Here is a 15,755-nt window from a genome sequence, read left to right as displayed (position 1 = left end):
TATTTAATAACTTACGCTTTAAGTAATACTGAACATTCTTCTTTAATTTGGGAGACGGACAACCCGATAATGACTTGGATTGCATTGCCATTACGCACCACGCCAATCGCTCCCAACTGTTTGAACACGCGATCACCCGCTACAGAGTTAGGGTCGACAACCGTCACCCTAAGGCGAGTAGCACAGTTGCCAAGGGTTTCGATGTTGTCTTTACCCCCTAACGCACTAATGAACTTCGCCGCTTTTAGTTCCTCTCCTGCCCCCGTTTCCGTATGCCGAACACTCCGGTATTCCTCTTTAGTCCTTAGTTTGGTTTCATCGCCTTCTTTCTCTCGACCTGGCGTTAATACATTAAATTTGAGAATCAATGCCCTAAAAACAACGAAATAAATCACAGTAAAACCGAAGCCGATAGCGAGTTGCACCCACATGACGTATGAGTGATTAGCCCACATAGGCATCCAGTTAAGTGAAATAAATTCAATCAAGCCACCAGAGAATTGACCAGTAACACCAAACGCATATAACGTTGCTGCCAAGGTTGCGGCTAATACAGAGTGGATTGCGAATAGGTACGGAGCCACAAATAGGAAAGTGAATTCCAGCGGTTCAGTAATACCCACCAGCATCGCAGTGAGCACAGCTGGAATTAATAAGCCGAGAACAATTTTTCGCCTCTCTGGCTTTGCTGTTGTGTAGATTGCCGCTGCAATACCAATACCTCCAAATATTTTAGAGTTACCGTATAAGGCAAAGCCGCCTGCAGGGAATAGTTCAATAAGTGGTTGGGTACTTTGTGCAAATACATTTATATTGGATGCCCATGCTACGTGCACACCGCCCTCGATGGCAGCTGGTCCAAACATAAAAGGGCCATATATGAAGTGGTGCAAACCTGTTGGGATTAGGAAGCGTTCAAGGAATGTATAGACCCACACACCAAGCACACCCGATCCGACCATAGCCACCTGTGCGGCTTCTATACCCGATTGGATATGGGGCCAAACTAGGCAAGTAACGAATGCCATCCCCAACACGGCACAATAAGACACAATGACGACATATGCTGCGCCTTGGAATATACCAATATACTCAGGTAGTTTTTTATCGAAAAAGCGGTTATGTATTGCTGTCACAACAGCAGCAACAAGAATTGAACCAACAATATTAGTATCTAGTGTCTTCACGCCTGCAATCATTGCCAAGCCACTCGTACCGCCAACTTCACGAGTGAAATCCACACCGAAAAAATCAGGCCATAGAGTAAGGTACGCTCCGATAAAGTAGTTGTAGGTCATGTATGAAACAACAACGGCCATACACGCACGAGATGATGCTTTTTTTGCAAGCCCAATAGGTAAACCAATGGCGAAGAGTAATGGCATATTACGAAAGATCGTCCATCCGCCAGTTTCCAATAGCATCATGAACTTCCAAAAAAAACCTTCGGGGTCAGCCAATTCTCCAGTGAAATTCGTGTTTTTTAGAACAATGGTTAAGCCGACAAGTATTCCGGCAAACGGGAATAAAAGGACGGGGGTAAACATAGCCCCACCGAACCTCTGTATTTTACTCAACATCCTTCCTCCTAATTTCCAATGCCAATGTTTGACTCAATTAAGCTACTGGAAGAAAAGGAATAAAAAACCAGTCAAATAATGTAGCTGTGACAACAGTCATAGTTTAAAAATTCACAACACGTATATATTTAAAGGTAATTGTTAGACATGTGTCCCGATAGAAAACAAGCGCCACAGGTAGAGTGTAAGGCACTGATTTTAAATCATTAAATAGCCACCCAGCATTTAACAAAATAGAAACAGGTATAAAAGTGATCTACAAAAAAATTGCAAAGCAACTGAGAAATCGTATTAACTCAAACGAATTTGAAATTGGTGACTGCCTGCCATCAGAAATAGCATTAGCTAAAGATTATGTCGTATCACGCATGACATTGAGAAAAGCGATAGATTCATTAGTACATTCAGGGTTAATCACACGACAGCATGGCAGAGGAACATTTATAGCGAATAAAGATGTCGAATACACCTCACAGCACTTAAAAACATTCTCAGAGTCCCTTCATAACACAACGCAGCGACTACGAAGCGAAGTGCATGAATTTAGTATAAAACCAGCTCCGCTATCAATTGCCAAGAAGCTGAAAATAAAGGAAGGAAAGCCTTTATACCATATTGTCCGCGTTAGGTACCTAAACGATCAACCTATTCAAATTGAGGAAAGCTACCTTCCCGTCGCTATGTTTCCAGACCTTTCTGTACGCCACTTGGAAGGCTCAAAGTTTCATTACGTTGAGGTGGTAGCAGGGATGAAAATTAAGGGGTGTACGGAAAGTTTCACCACAATAATGCCGAATGAGAAACAGAAATCCACCTTAAAGGTATCTGGAAATACACCCTTACTTCATATTTGTTCAATAAACGAAAATGACAGTGGACAAATTTTCGACCTCTCGCTCATCGTGGTAAATTCACAACGCTACCCAATGACATACTACTTTCATCGCCATCAAGAAAGCCAGTGAACGAACGCTGTAAAACACTGCACACCCACTGCTGCACGAACATCATGTTGCTGTCGAACTGGTAGAAAACCGGTAACCGTTTCGCCCTGATGCTTTCACTTGGTACAGGGCTCTATCCGCAGCGATCAATAAAGATACCCACTCCCGGCTAAGTTGTTCAGCGCTGGCGGTAAAAATTCCCCCCATCGAAACCGTGACAGAATACTTGCCGCAACTTAATACAAAATCAGCATCTGTAATTTGCTGCTGGATACGCTTGAGAACCCGTTCACTCTCGCTTTCTCGGCATGCCAGCACCATAATGAACTCTTCTCCGCCCCAACGGACAACAACATCTTGCTGTCGTACAACCGATTTCAAGCGCTTGGCCATTTCCACCAGCACCTCATCACCAACACTATGACCATATTCGTCATTAAATCTCTTGAAATAATCAATATCGATAACCACCACTAAGCCACCATTACGGTATTCCGCGGCAGGCATTGTCTTGAGCCAATACTCCAAATAGCGCCGGTTATGCAATGTTGTCAAAGGATCTCTATTCGATTGGGTCACCAACTGGGCATTAGACTGTTCAAGAACCTGCTTATCTTTGTTCAGCATGCTATAACGTCGATACAGCCAATAGAGCAAAATGATGATCAATGCCGTTCCCAACTTAAGCATATTCTCACTGGCTTTTTTCTCAGCCAACCGTGAATTCGTTAGGGCATTTTCAGCCTTGAGCAGCTGAATCTCCTTTTCTTTGACATGCGTATCATAGCGCTCTTGAATATCAAATAACTCTTTTCTACGAATATCGAATAGGTAACTCTTACCAATCTCCGAGTATTTTTTATAGTAGTACAGCGCTTTCTGGTAATCGTCTGCACTTTCATAGATCTTTGCCAACAATTCATAAAGATAAATGATCCGGTGTTGGATCTGATTGGCCTCATATACCGACAGAGACAAGTTCGCATAATAAAGCGCCCGCTCAATTCGCTTCGAAGAATAAAATGCTTCTGACAAGCTTTCATGGCAATTCGCCACGTTGATACCGTTTCTCCCACCATAACGCCTTGCCATCGCTAAACATTTTTCAGCAGCATTCATCGCTGCGGGCTCATCGCCTTTATCTAGGTAATAGGCTGAAAGGTTTACCAATGCGATAGTCTTTATTCTAATAGAGCGGGTTTTCGCTGACAGGCTTACCGCCTTATCAACATGAAATTTTCTTTGTAGTTCATTACCCAAGTACTTGTCTATGACGCCCGCATTGATATGCAATATCGCTTCGATATAAGCATTATTAATCCCGCTTCGACCATACCGCTCAAAAGCCCGTTGGCTATATTGAGAAGCGGTCTTCCACTCTTCCATATTGATATAAACCGAAGAGATATTAGAAAGCAGCCTGGCTAATTGCTGATTATCAGAACGGGAAGAAAAGATCTCGTAGGCTTCTTGGTATTTATCCAGCGCTTCATTGTAATTTGAACGCTCAACATCAATGTTTGCCAACCACTTTAAGCTTCTTGCCAGTAATAATTGATACCCCAGATGCTCAGCACTGAGTTTTACTGACTCAAGCTTTATCTGAGCCAATGCATATTCCCTATGCTCCATCAACGTCAGTGCATCAAGAAACTGGACCTCAGCTTCCATCCAAGCTTCACCAGAACGTTGGGCGACGCTCTCTAGCTGGTCGATAAAAAATTCGGTATCAACCTCTTCTCGACCTTCAGCCTGTTCGATGTTATATCGCCCCAGCCAATACAATGCTTCCTCATTCTCGGTCACGCCATCTTCAATCCGCTGTTGCAAGTACACTGATTGCTTATCAGCGAGGTAGGGATTGTCTAAAGATAGGCTGTAGTACTTAATGAAGACATTATCTTTACTATTTACCTTGCTGAATAAATAGCATTGCTCAGAAGCAGTACTACCTGCCGCATACACCGCAGGAGAGACAATACCGCCATAGACAATGAAGAATAGCCCAACAATGAGCGCTTTAAGTGGAAAAGAAATAGGCATAGAACTACAGGTAGAAAAATTCAACGTCTTCCATAATCACGTTCCATCGAACAGTATTTTTAACAAAATTCCAGCCAGAAATACAGCAAAGTTCTGCCACTAACAAGATTAAAATGTAAACCCTTATATGCACAACTGGAATCTCTCGTTTCCCATGCGGTCACTCATGGGTATACATCACATTATCATGTGATCTCATTAACACTTTTCACTTTATGTTATCGAAAATAACTATTCGGTTTTACTGATAAGCTATCTGAATTCAATGTGGTTATAAAACAAAGATCTGAATAGCCTCGGATATTTACGCACTATTACATTCGAACCTAACGGTTAACTGAAATTAATAGAAATTTATTATTAGAGAATTATCACATTTCGTCATTGATAATTTCCTTAATCTACGACCAACCAAGCATATTTCACAGCTTGGATATAAATAATATTAAATACAAATAAATACATATAAATACAAACTCTTTAATGGAGATACGATCATGCGCATAGTTCTAGCACTCGGCGGTAATGCCCTATTGGCCCGCGGCCAAGCCCTAACAGCAGAGAACCAAAGAGAGAATATCCAAAAAGCAGCAGCCAGCATTGCAGCTATTGCCACCGATCACGAAGTGGTCATTGTTCACGGTAACGGCCCTCAGGTTGGCTTGTTGATGGAGCAAAACAGCGCCTATCAAGAATACTCTCCTGAAACGACTCCCTACCCTATGGATGTACTGGGCTCTCAAACCTGCGGCATGGTAGGTTATATGCTGCAACAAGAGCTGCGTAATATTGATGCCAATTTATCTGTTGCCACTTTGGTCACCCAAACCGAAGTCAGCAAAGATGACCCGGCGTTTGCCAACCCGACCAAGTTTGTCGGCCCGGTTTATACAGAAGGGCGCGCCAAAGAGATCATGGCTGTCAGTGACAAGGAATTCAAAGCTGACGGCGAATATTTCCGCCGTGTTGTGCCATCCCCAATGCCAAAAGCGATCATCGAGCAACAACAGATTGAAACTATGCTGACAAGCGGTAATGTCGTCATTGCTTGCGGTGGCGGTGGTGTGCCTGTGTGTCGTGTGCAAGGACGAATGGAAGGCGTAGAGTGTGTTATCGACAAAGACTTAACCGCTGAGCTTCTGGCTGAAACCATTAATGCCGATTTGTTTGTTATTCTAACCGACGGTTCGATCTACCGTAATTACGGTAAAGAAGATCAAGCCGAAATGAAAGTGGCCACACCTGAAGGGCTATCTCACTTCAACTTCCCAGCAGGTTCTATGGGACCTAAAGTGGATGCCGTGTGTCAATTCGTCAACAGCGGCCGTGGTAATGCGGCTATCGGCTCTTTGTTCGAGCTTGATAAGATCTTAACCAACGAAGCAGGCACCTTGATCAAAGCTGGCGAAGGTATCCAATACTACTAAGCCAAGCTAGCATCAAATAGCTAAAATAACTAAGCCTCTGACGTTATATACCGTCAGAGGCTTAGCTACCTATCCTATACGGCCCCCTCGATGAACTAAGCTATCGCCGCACCATACTTCTCGCATTAGCCGCAACAATAAGGCGGTTTACCAACACTTTCTTTTTCGTTGCCGACACCGATTGCAGCTCCCTAATAATTCGGTTTATCTCACCATCTAGGTACTTGGCATTTTTGGTTTTCACCATAGCCCTGATCACTTTCTCGGCATTATCCGGCAGTGGCTGCTGCATGGCCCACTTGTAGCTGTATTCACTGTTGTTGCTTACACTACTACCGCTTAAACCCACATCACTTTGCTTACTAGCGCCAATACTCACTGCTTTCGCTATAGGCTTGTTCTTTACCTTCTTTATTGGCGGCTCGGCAACATCCTGTTCGCGTCCCATCCGACGGCAATACTCTTCGGCAACAGGGCTAGAGTAATACGGTAACTCCCCCTGCTGATACAGTTTTGCTCCCAGCTCTTGAGCAATGTTAATCTTTCCTTCCAATACAAACCGGCTGGCATTGGTTGCTTTAGCCGAGGGTTTATCCAGCGTGGTGTAATAAACAAAGGCTTTTTCTTTTGCCCGGGTCAGCGCCACATATGCCAATCGCCGCTCTTCTTCTAAGTCTGCGCCCACAGTTCCAGAAGCACGATTAACATAAGGGAAAGCCTCTTTGTCCCAAAAAGGCAGGTGAACATGATGGTATTCGCACCCCTTAGCACGAAAAATCGTTGTTAGCTGGATAGCGTCTTGCCCTTCATTCTCTGAAGCACTTGTCCTTGTATTATCGCTTTTCTGACCTGATTGCTGGGTGTAATACTCGAAGTACTGCAACGCTTTTTCACAATTCTGATCCATCGCTTCCAGTACAGTTGCCACACTGTCTAGTCGCTCAACCGCTTCTTCGATTTCTGATGCAGTTGCTTCGGTTTTCCAAATCCAGCTATCTAGCCCACTTTCATTACGGTATTGCTTGTAGACCTCTGCCGCTTTAAAGCTCCCCTTGCGCAAGAATCTTTGCAGCAACTCCAATCGCTCAATCAGGTTATCCAATTTAAGTGTTGCATTCGCCTTCTCATAACGTCCAATAAACGTCAGCCACTGCGAAGGCTCCATGCCAGCCAGTTGCTCGCACAGAGGCTTCAATGATTTGTTTGGTACATAACAATGAGGAAAACACATCAGACTAAACAGCAAGCCAGACTTTTGCGCCACAGGTAGGTCAATAAAACGTGGAGTGACTAAAGTTGCCAACTCCATCAGCAATTTAACTTCTCGGCTATGGGCCAGCACTGAAGGCACAGGCATGTGATAAGGCAATTGCTTACTCAGGAAAGCCAGCTCAAACAACAAGGTTTGTGACCAGCGTCGTACTAAAATAGCCACGTCGGAAGGCTGACCGCCATCGGCGAGGTACTTGCCTATCGTATTGGCGATTTCACCAACCTGGCGAGAAGATCCACACTCAATAACTTGGGTGTCTGAGACCCCTTCCCCTGAAACAGTCAAAAACTCGCTGAAACGCTCTTTGTTATTGGCAATCAAATGGCTTGCAGCCAATGCCAAGCTATGGCCAAAACGGAACGTCTGCGACAGGGTATAAGTGGTCGCAGGGGCAAAATCTTGTTCAAAGTTGAGCATAAATTGCGGTGCACTGCCCCGCCATTTATAGATGCACTGATCAACATCTCCCACCGCCAGCAGTTGGGTTTGTGGCCCCAACAATTGTTTTAGCAGGCGGTACTGCGCAGTATTGATATCCTGAAATTCATCGACTACCACCAGCCTACAATGCTGATGAAAGTGTTCACGAATGGCATCATCACTTTCGAGTAGCTTGACTGTTTCCACCAACCAATCATCAAAAAACAACAAGCGCTGCTTTTTTCTCAGGGTCTCGAACTGCTCATAAGCGTCAATAATAAACAGATAGTCTCGGTTAATTTCAGCCAACTTGAAAACTTCATGGGGCGAGAGCATGTAGGCTTTTACCAAGCCGATAAAACTCAGCAGTAACTCAATGGTTTTCGGATCTTTGATCACCTGCTGACGCTGGTAGGTCTTTTCCAGTCCAGAAAGCTCTCTTAAGATAGACTTCACCAGCGCCTTATCACTTTCACCACTTTGGAAGTTGACCCTATACCCTGTATTGCGGATAAACCCTGTTTGGTTGAGGAACTTTAAACAAAAACTGTGAAAAGTATGCACCGGCACCTGAACTTGGATGCCGTTATCGCGCAGTTTTGTCTGAAAGTCAGTACGAATATCGCGGTTGAACATCAGCACCAGCATTTCTTGCGCCGGTATTGCCGCCATTTTCTGCTCGATTAATCCCACTAAAGTAGTCGTCTTCCCCGTTCCAGCCCCGGCAATACAAAGGGCATTTCCGCTCTGATGATGAATAAATGCCGATTGTTCACTGGTATAACGGGTCATGATGGGCCTTGCATCGAAAAATGGAGACCGATTTTGCCATACTTCAGGCTGGCGGCCTGAATAAAATCTGACCACTTGAAATCGGTTCACATAATTTCGCGATTAGAATGAAAAATAAATTTGCGCAAACGTTTGCCTTTCTAGCTGAAAGGCCATTCGAGTTCTGTTATTATCGCCCCATTATAGGTCTTACGACCTTGGCATGAACAACTATTCTTGTCATGCCACTACGGTTTACCTTCGTTTAACTTTTGAAATAGGAATTCGCCATGAGCCTTGCTGATCAAGTTCTCGCTGTAAATGATGACCTGCCAATCCGAACCGATAAACCCGTTCACAGTGGTAAGGTTCGTTCCGTATACTGGTTAACCGAAGAAGATAGCCGTCGCTTGATCAAAGAAAAAGGCTACAACGTTCAGCCTGATGCGCCACTGGCTATCATGGTGATCAGCGATCGCATTTCTGCTTTTGACTGCATCTGGCATGCCGAAGGCGGCCTAAAAGGCGTACCGGGTAAAGGGGCGGCACTCAACGCTATTTCTAATCACTGGTTCAAACTGTTCCGTGAAAATGGCCTCGCAGATAGCCACATCCTTGACATCCCCCACCCGTTTGTTTGGATTGTACAAAAAGCCAAACCCGTTATGGTGGAAGCGATTTGCCGCCAGTACATCACCGGCTCTATGTGGCGTGCTTACAGCCAAGGCGAACGCAACTTCTGCGGTATCGAGCTACCAGAAGGGCTAGAGAAAGATCAGAAGCTGCCTGAACTACTGATGACACCATCAACCAAAGGTATTCTTACCGGTATTCCGGGCGTACCTGAAGTTGACGATGTTAACGTGACTCGTTCTGATCTCATCAACAACTTTGAAGCATTCAACTTCCGTAGCACAAATGACATCAGCCGTTATGAGCAGTTACTAGAGGAAGGTTTTGATGTGATCAGCAAAGAGCTGGCCTCATTGGATCAAATCTTCGTCGATACCAAGTTCGAATTTGGCTACGTGACAGATGCCGAAGGCAATGAAAAACTTATTTACATGGATGAAGTGGGAACGCCGGATTCTTCACGTATCTGGGATGGTGAGGCCTACCGCAACGGTGAAATCGTTGAAAATTCCAAAGAAGGCTTCCGTCAAATGCTACTGAACCACTTCCCTGATCCAGACATCATGCTAAACAAAGACCGCATGGACGAGCGTTTCGCCCTAGCCCGCGACAACGAGCTTCCGGTTGAAGCCCTAATGAACCTATCGAAAGTCTACACCGAGATTGCCGAGAAGATCACTGGCGAGAAAATCCTACTGTCTGAAAACCCGAAAGCTGAAATCGTTACAGTGCTTCGTGAACAGTACGGTCTGATTGACTAACAACTTAGTTAGCAGTTAGCTATCTTCGCAATAATAAGAGGCAGCTTTGTGGCTGCCTTTTTTAGTATGGGCAAACGAAACAAACTTGACCATAACGGTATTATTATTACTTGAGGCTGGCTTGGATAATTAATTGCTCTATCTGCCTTATTTTTTACCGATCGACTTTATGAGAAATGAGAGGGATGAATCTACCGGATAATTCTCCAGTACCATTTGACATTCGTAGCCATGTTTCTCATAAAACGGTTTTGCTTGAAAGCTTAGTGTGTCGACAAGTGCTGACTTACACCCTTCAGATTGCGCATATTCCTCAATAAGATGAAGAAGCTGACTACCAACTTGCTTCCCTCTCACCGCGTCATCAACCCAAAGAAACTTAATTAACAGCCAATTCCCCCAAAGGTCAGCGATAATACCACCAACTATTTTATCACCTTCTACTGCGTAATATCCAATTTGTGACTTAGGAATACCTTGCAAGAATGGGGTGTTGTGCTTAATTAACCCACCACGAATTTCATTGATGTCACTATCTGATGGCTCGATATCTAGTTTAAATTCCATATACTTCCTAAATTCGCATAGATTTGGACAGTACCCACGGTGACGAAACAGAGCGCGTGTAATCCTTACTCACTACTATAAAGCTCATAACAGGCTTGATGTGCCAACGTGAATCTAGCCGCCTGCGTTGTAAATTCCCATACTTACGCTTTTAGCACGAGGCCCATTACCTTATTTTCAGATTCAGTTACTGCCTCCACTTCAGACCAGCCCAAGGCCTGATAGAAAGCAGGGGTTTCAGTGTAGGCAAAAACTTCATTCCCGCCTAACTTTGCAACGTCAAGTAATGCCGTTTCAATTAATTGTCTGGCAATTCCTTTACCTTGATACTCAGGTAAGACGATAAGCGCATTAATCCAAACAACTTCATTATCTGTACATGGGTGCTTGTATAAAGTGAAGGCTACGCCACCTATTATTTTTTCATTGGACGTTGCGGCTAACGGATAAGGTAGTCCAGAACTATAACCATCAAATGTAAAGTCCGACCATTCCGACTTTATCAATAATTCCAATTCATTCAGATTGGCTGAGTCCCGTTTGCATTGGATTAATTTCATCCCTATTCATCATCCTTTACCAGTATAAACTTGTAATAAGTTAATTTAATATTTTACGTATTTCGTTTATCTCATCTTGCAAACTAATCCCATTATATTGAGGAGCAATTGACAAATCTTCTATAACAACCGTCTCACTTGACTGAGTGTCATCTAGGCGCAGTATCTCTTCACCTTTGGGGTTGTAGACTCTGCTACCACCACAATAATGAGCAGTAAACTCGCTGGTGATATCTTCACCGACCCTGTTACAGGTCAGAATATGTTGCCCACTTTCTAAAGCTCTTGCCTGAGCAATGGCGAAGCTCTGCTGCCCGCCAAAATTTGCAGGGTGAAGGATCACGTCCACGCCCTCATACTTTCTCATCAGCTCGGGAAACCAAATGTCAAAACAAATAACAACACCGAGTTTCAAACCATTGTGCTCGAATATCAGTAGGTCCTCACCTCGTGAAAAGTACTGCTTATCAATCCTATTCTGGCTAATTTTACGATATTTGTATCGCAAACCATTTTCATCGACTACGACAACACTATTGTAATACTGGTCACCCTCTTTTTCAGCGATACCAGCGACAAACATAGTCTGATAAGTCTTAGCCATTTCGGTTAGATGACTAATAGTAACGCTGTTACTAAAGTCTTCACTTAAACTATGAATTTCTTCTGCCGAATCGAATATATAGCCTGTAGAGAACATCTCTGGAAGCAATGTAATATCGCCGACGTCAGTAGAATCCGCCAAAATCTTATCAACAGCCGCAATATTTTTTTGTTTATTTTTATACTCAACCTTAAGCTGAACAATCGTAAAGCTAGAGCTTTTCAAAGTTGGTTCCTATTTTCTCTTGGTATCGTTTCATACTTCAATATACGATGAAACGAATTGCTCCGCAAAAACATTCCAACAACAAATAGCACGCGCGAAGTCAATAACATTTCATATGTAAAATACCGACGATTTAGCGAGAAGTTTGCTAAGAGCACCCAAAAGGGTCACATGCGCTTTGTGAATTAGTACGATGCTCCATTTATCTTACGGACAGGGATACTTAAAAGTACTTCATTTTCAGCCATTCTCATATTTACCGCCACAATATCTTCCGAGCATTTCTCCGTTGTGACGTAATGCGTCAAACAACCACACGAATTGCAACGGTGAAATTCCACTTCTTTGTCACCCCAACAATAGAAATCTGTCTTCTGATTTAAGTTAATGTGAACTTGCTTAGGAGAAAAGTACGCCCAAGCAGCTGCATAACGACGACAGATCGAACAGTTACATTCACCGACTTCTTTAGGGCATGAGCTCAACTCTAAACTAACATTTCCACAGTGGCACTTTAATTCCATATGATTACTCCTTGTGTTGACGTATCACTTTATTAAGGGTTGAGCACCGCAATACTACAGCTAACCACCACGACACCTGAGCAAACCTTGCCATGATCAATAAACTCAACCGAATCCAAAATACCAAGAGTTAGATTTCGGCTTGAGCTATTTATTAGAGCTCAGTGCTCAGAAGTTAGCTTTTATCTTTTTGACAAAAAGCTGTACCTTTTGGTTGGAAACACTCTCGCTTTTATATAGAGAAAGATACTTAAAATGGCATTTCGGGGCACATGCACCCAGCAACGCAATTTTGAGTACTCGCTTCACAGGCCTCCAAAGTACGAACGTATCAACCCACCAAGGGGAACCGAGTGTTGTTACTACTTTAACTTCTTTTAGATTCGTCAGTCTTGGCTTGATAGCGCCAAGTGATTTGTCATGATCGTACGCATGGCCCGGTGCCCACACGCGATCAAACCAACCTTTTAAAATTGCTGGAAACCCAAACCACCAAGTAGGGAATACTAAGACTAGTGACTCGGCTTCGACTAAAAGAGCAATGTCCTCTTCAACCATACTACTGTCAAAAGCAGAGCCATAATAACTTCGACGCTCCTGAGTGGTTAGCGCTGGTTGAAATTCTCGACGATACAAGTCGATGACGTTAATGGTGTAACCTTTAGACTTCAGGTGCTCAATAGTCTGTGCACATAAGTAATGGCAAAGACTATCTTCGACTGGATGTGCAACCACAACCAAACATTTCATGAAACTCCTCCTTGAGTTATAACGAATGACATGGACTCCCCCACATCAGACTATGCCACACTTGGTAAGTCTGACTACTGTCCTTGGAGACCACCTTATTAGCTAAAAGTAAGCTGGCATTGTGCCATCAAATTCAAAAGAGTCACTTGAGGCATACATACAATCAGAGCCCTCAACAGTTGCAAAACCAAGCCTATTATAAAACCGATGGTCAATATCGCTATGTAAGAATATGGCTTTGCTGCTGTGATTTGTGAACAGTTCTTTTTTCACTAGGTTGACCAAGTTGGAAGCGTAACCTTCACCACGAAGATTATAAGGTGTCGCTACTGAACCTATGCCAAAACAACCCTCTTTGAGGCCAAACATATTACGATAAACAATGAGAGACGATAAAATTTGTTCATTTTCAATTAGCACATACCAAGTACCAGCTTGGTACTTTTCGCTACTCCGGCACTCAGCCAAATACTCTTCATAACAAAGACCATCACTCCACACATCGAAACCAATGCCATAAATAGCGTCTAGCTCATAAGCCTCTGCTTGTCTTAAATACATCCTTGTAAGTTTCCTAAATTAACCGAGACACATAACACCTGTAATAAGGCGTACCCCACTGAGCCAACAAAGTACACCGAACTCCATACCAAAACCGCTAAGTGCAATGCACCACCTTGATTTATTTGTTAAATTTCTTTTTTTTCACCAAGCTTAACAACTTGCGTAAGTACTACATTCACGGTCAGTTCAATGATATCACTTTGCTTTTGATTAACTTGGAAATATCCACCTTGCGCTGATAGTTGATTCACTTCTAGCTCCGTTACTGATAACCGATTTGACCAGTATGGAACTAATGAACACTGAGCAGAACCTGTAGCAATATCTTCATTAATGCCAATACTAGGAGCAAAGTACCTTAATACGTAACCGCTAGGTCCTTTTTGAGCAGTTAAGATCATTGCATGGTACTCACTAATATTTTTGATTACATCAAAGTCTGGCTTGAAGTTACGAACTCGCTCTTCACTTTCGAGAACTACAACCAAGTCCCTCGTCGTGAATACATCAACTGCCTCCAGACCAAGCAACTTAGTGTATTTTGACAATTCAGAGGTAAACTCTGAATCCCAACTAGGCATCACCATCGTATAACCATTAGCGCATTTATTAACTGAAACTGTTCCATGTTTACTAAGAAGCTCGACAGCAGGATCGTGACTTGGATTCATCTCAAAGATAGTAGCTGCGGCAGCTAAACTACCATGCCCACATAGATTAATTTCCATTTCACCCGCAAACCAACGAATCTCATAGCCTTGCTCTACATCAACAATAAATGACGTAACGGGTTGCCCTAAGTGCCGAGAAAGAGCTTTTAATTCGTATGCTGGTAACCAAGTGTTGAGTTTTACAACGGCAGCAGGGTTACCCTTAGCCTTCTTACCGGTAAACACATTGAATATATACGCGTCGATAGTTTGCTCCTCTTTGAAATTTATCGCCGATTTAAGTTGTGAACAACGCTACCACCTAACCTAAACCATTGTGCTATAAAAACAAAGCCCAACCTTGAACTGCCAATGCTAAGCATTAAGAGTCACTTTTAAGCACATGACCATGAAGCAACTCGCAAGGCGGTGTGCAAAAAATGCAATACGTCACATTATGGTAACTCACACACATAAAGTTCTATAGCATATTGCTGATAAAGTTAAAAAGGAGTCAATAACATGGAAAATACTAAAGTAATAAGTTCTGAGCTAAGTGAAACGGATAAAAGTGCGAAAACTCATGCCATAATCGCATACGCGTTCATGTTGTTAGGTTTCTTTACTGGCATAAGTTTTCTGGCTGGCGGCATTTAGGGAATGGTAAAAAAATCTGATGCCAAAGGCACTATATTTGCGGATCATTACGATAATATAACCAAAACATTTTTTGTATCGATTGCTCTAACAATTATCGGGGCATTGACTGCTGTATTTGTCATTGGATACGTATTTCTTATCGCCGCTGCTATTTATACTCTTTGGAAGGTAATATCTGGATTAGCAAAAATCACATCAGATAAGAGTTTTAGCTAACATTGTACTTATGAAGCAATTGGACAACCTGCTGCTTCATAACAAATAACATGGAATCCCCCTCATCAGAATCGGCCACACTTGGGACGTCTAACTACCAAATTGCTGGAAGCCAGCATGACACAATCAATTTATGGTTATGAATCATAAGCAATCCCCCATCTGTTATCGTTGGGATGGAATAATGCGGCGCGTGTTAGTCAGATAGTAACTAAGTAACTAAGTAACTAAGTAACTAAGTAACTAAGTAACGTTAGGCCAGCAATGAGCAATACCACATTTAGCACCAGCGACGGGAAAATTAGCTTCGTTTTCATTTGAACGATTTCCGTTTCCTTCTTAATGACTTCAGTCTCTTGTTGAATAATTTTTGTTTCTAGTTTTTTCAACTCAACTTCGTTGCCGCTTTCAATCTGTAGTTTACTCTTTTCTAGTTCCAATTTTTTTAGTTCTAGCTGAAGTGTATTGAGCTCGAGTTTCAGTTTGTGCGTGGCCAAGAAATCAAGCATAGATAAGGTTTCCTGTTAATTTGTAGAGAATTTAATATTGTACCTAACAGCTTTATCTGAAGAACCATTCATCT

At 42.9% G+C, this 15,755-nt stretch carries 15 protein-coding genes; 4 read left to right on the top strand and 11 right to left on the bottom strand.

All coding sequences use genetic code 11. The features are described from left to right. Positions 1-11: 11 nt before the first annotated feature. Positions 12-1,580: an alpha-glucoside-specific PTS transporter subunit IIBC gene (locus L4D79_RS13350; RefSeq protein WP_428652060.1), complete on the bottom strand. Its 1,569-nt coding sequence runs from the start codon at positions 1,578-1,580 to the stop codon at positions 12-14. 251 nt (positions 1,581-1,831) lie between these two features. On the opposite strand from L4D79_RS13350, the gene L4D79_RS13345 reads away from it, so the two are divergent. Continuing rightward, the gene (locus tag L4D79_RS13345; RefSeq protein WP_428652059.1) at positions 1,832-2,545 is read left to right on the top strand and encodes a GntR family transcriptional regulator; all 714 of its coding nucleotides are present in this window, start codon (positions 1,832-1,834) and stop codon (positions 2,543-2,545) included. A gap of 42 nt (positions 2,546-2,587) precedes the next feature. On the opposite strand, the gene L4D79_RS13340 is transcribed toward L4D79_RS13345, so the two are convergent. Next, positions 2,588-4,567 (bottom strand): GGDEF domain-containing protein, encoded by a 1,980-nt coding sequence (locus tag L4D79_RS13340; RefSeq protein ID WP_428652058.1) that lies wholly within the window; start codon positions 4,565-4,567, stop codon positions 2,588-2,590. A gap of 497 nt (positions 4,568-5,064) precedes the next feature. Between L4D79_RS13340 and L4D79_RS13335 the strand changes: the two genes are divergently transcribed. After that, on the top strand, positions 5,065-5,994 hold the full coding sequence (locus tag L4D79_RS13335) for a carbamate kinase (protein WP_428652057.1): 930 nt from the start codon (positions 5,065-5,067) through the stop codon (positions 5,992-5,994). 100 nt (positions 5,995-6,094) lie between these two features. Here the strand turns inward: L4D79_RS13335 and L4D79_RS13330 are convergent, their stop codons facing one another. Then, positions 6,095-8,479 (bottom strand): ATP-dependent helicase, encoded by a 2,385-nt coding sequence (locus L4D79_RS13330; protein WP_428652056.1) that lies wholly within the window; start codon positions 8,477-8,479, stop codon positions 6,095-6,097. A gap of 269 nt (positions 8,480-8,748) precedes the next feature. Between L4D79_RS13330 and L4D79_RS13325 the strand changes: the two genes are divergently transcribed. Next, positions 8,749-9,852: a phosphoribosylaminoimidazolesuccinocarboxamide synthase gene (locus tag L4D79_RS13325; RefSeq protein WP_428652055.1), complete on the top strand. Its 1,104-nt coding sequence runs from the start codon at positions 8,749-8,751 to the stop codon at positions 9,850-9,852. Between the two features lie 147 nt (positions 9,853-9,999). Here the strand turns inward: L4D79_RS13325 and L4D79_RS13320 are convergent, their stop codons facing one another. The 7 genes from L4D79_RS13320 to L4D79_RS13290 all read right to left on the bottom strand — a co-directional run bounded on the left by L4D79_RS13320 (position 10,000) and on the right by L4D79_RS13290 (position 14,551). Next, the gene (locus L4D79_RS13320) at positions 10,000-10,419 is read right to left on the bottom strand and encodes a GNAT family N-acetyltransferase (RefSeq protein WP_428652054.1); all 420 of its coding nucleotides are present in this window, start codon (positions 10,417-10,419) and stop codon (positions 10,000-10,002) included. A 143-nt stretch (positions 10,420-10,562) separates the two neighbouring features. Then, on the bottom strand, positions 10,563-10,979 hold the full coding sequence (locus L4D79_RS13315) for a GNAT family N-acetyltransferase (protein WP_428652053.1): 417 nt from the start codon (positions 10,977-10,979) through the stop codon (positions 10,563-10,565). 40 nt (positions 10,980-11,019) lie between these two features. Continuing rightward, a complete protein-coding gene (locus L4D79_RS13310; protein ID WP_428652052.1) occupies positions 11,020-11,808 on the bottom strand; it encodes a carbon-nitrogen hydrolase family protein in 789 nt (262 codons plus the stop codon). 185 nt (positions 11,809-11,993) lie between these two features. Beyond that, a complete protein-coding gene (locus L4D79_RS13305) occupies positions 11,994-12,332 on the bottom strand; it encodes a GFA family protein (protein WP_428652051.1) in 339 nt (112 codons plus the stop codon). A gap of 168 nt (positions 12,333-12,500) precedes the next feature. Then, positions 12,501-13,082 (bottom strand): NAD(P)H-dependent oxidoreductase, encoded by a 582-nt coding sequence (locus L4D79_RS13300; RefSeq protein WP_428652050.1) that lies wholly within the window; start codon positions 13,080-13,082, stop codon positions 12,501-12,503. 102 nt (positions 13,083-13,184) lie between these two features. Continuing rightward, complete coding sequence (locus L4D79_RS13295; RefSeq protein WP_428652049.1) at positions 13,185-13,643, bottom strand: GNAT family N-acetyltransferase; 459 nt, start codon at positions 13,641-13,643, stop codon at positions 13,185-13,187. A gap of 128 nt (positions 13,644-13,771) precedes the next feature. Next, a complete protein-coding gene (locus tag L4D79_RS13290; RefSeq protein WP_428652594.1) occupies positions 13,772-14,551 on the bottom strand; it encodes a PhzF family phenazine biosynthesis protein in 780 nt (259 codons plus the stop codon). A gap of 405 nt (positions 14,552-14,956) precedes the next feature. Here L4D79_RS13290 and L4D79_RS13285 point away from each other — a divergent pair, with 405 nt between their 5' ends. Beyond that, the gene (locus L4D79_RS13285) at positions 14,957-15,172 is read left to right on the top strand and encodes a hypothetical protein (RefSeq protein ID WP_428652048.1); all 216 of its coding nucleotides are present in this window, start codon (positions 14,957-14,959) and stop codon (positions 15,170-15,172) included. A 227-nt stretch (positions 15,173-15,399) separates the two neighbouring features. Here L4D79_RS13285 and L4D79_RS13280 read toward each other — a convergent pair whose 3' ends face one another. Then, positions 15,400-15,681: a hypothetical protein gene (locus L4D79_RS13280; RefSeq protein WP_428652047.1), complete on the bottom strand. Its 282-nt coding sequence runs from the start codon at positions 15,679-15,681 to the stop codon at positions 15,400-15,402. Between the last annotated feature and the right edge of the window lie 74 nt (positions 15,682-15,755).

This window comes from Photobacterium satsumensis (genome assembly GCF_050336935.1).
Classification (GTDB): domain Bacteria; phylum Pseudomonadota; class Gammaproteobacteria; order Enterobacterales; family Vibrionaceae; genus Photobacterium; species Photobacterium satsumensis.
Note: the sequence above shows the minus strand (reverse complement) of the source record. Positions and strands in the feature narration are given on the sequence as shown.

Excerpts from the sequence above, each read along its gene's own strand:
- L4D79_RS13320 (WP_428652054.1), bottom strand. The coding sequence starts at position 10,419 with ATGGAATTTAAACTAGATATCGAGCCATCAGATAGTGACATCAATGAA.
- L4D79_RS13300 (WP_428652050.1), bottom strand. The coding sequence starts at position 13,082 with ATGAAATGTTTGGTTGTGGTTGCACATCCAGTCGAAGATAGTCTTTGC.
- L4D79_RS13330 (WP_428652056.1), bottom strand. The coding sequence starts at position 8,479 with ATGACCCGTTATACCAGTGAACAATCGGCATTTATTCATCATCAGAGC.
- L4D79_RS13295 (WP_428652049.1), bottom strand. The coding sequence starts at position 13,643 with ATGTATTTAAGACAAGCAGAGGCTTATGAGCTAGACGCTATTTATGGC.
- L4D79_RS13325 (WP_428652055.1), top strand. The coding sequence starts at position 8,749 with ATGAGCCTTGCTGATCAAGTTCTCGCTGTAAATGATGACCTGCCAATC.
- L4D79_RS13285 (WP_428652048.1), top strand. The coding sequence starts at position 14,957 with ATGGTAAAAAAATCTGATGCCAAAGGCACTATATTTGCGGATCATTAC.
- L4D79_RS13305 (WP_428652051.1), bottom strand. The coding sequence starts at position 12,332 with ATGGAATTAAAGTGCCACTGTGGAAATGTTAGTTTAGAGTTGAGCTCA.
- L4D79_RS13335 (WP_428652057.1), top strand. The coding sequence starts at position 5,065 with ATGCGCATAGTTCTAGCACTCGGCGGTAATGCCCTATTGGCCCGCGGC.
- L4D79_RS13350 (WP_428652060.1), bottom strand. The coding sequence starts at position 1,580 with ATGTTGAGTAAAATACAGAGGTTCGGTGGGGCTATGTTTACCCCCGTC.
- L4D79_RS13280 (WP_428652047.1), bottom strand. The coding sequence starts at position 15,681 with ATGCTTGATTTCTTGGCCACGCACAAACTGAAACTCGAGCTCAATACA.
- L4D79_RS13315 (WP_428652053.1), bottom strand. The coding sequence starts at position 10,979 with ATGAAATTAATCCAATGCAAACGGGACTCAGCCAATCTGAATGAATTG.
- L4D79_RS13340 (WP_428652058.1), bottom strand. The coding sequence starts at position 4,567 with ATGCCTATTTCTTTTCCACTTAAAGCGCTCATTGTTGGGCTATTCTTC.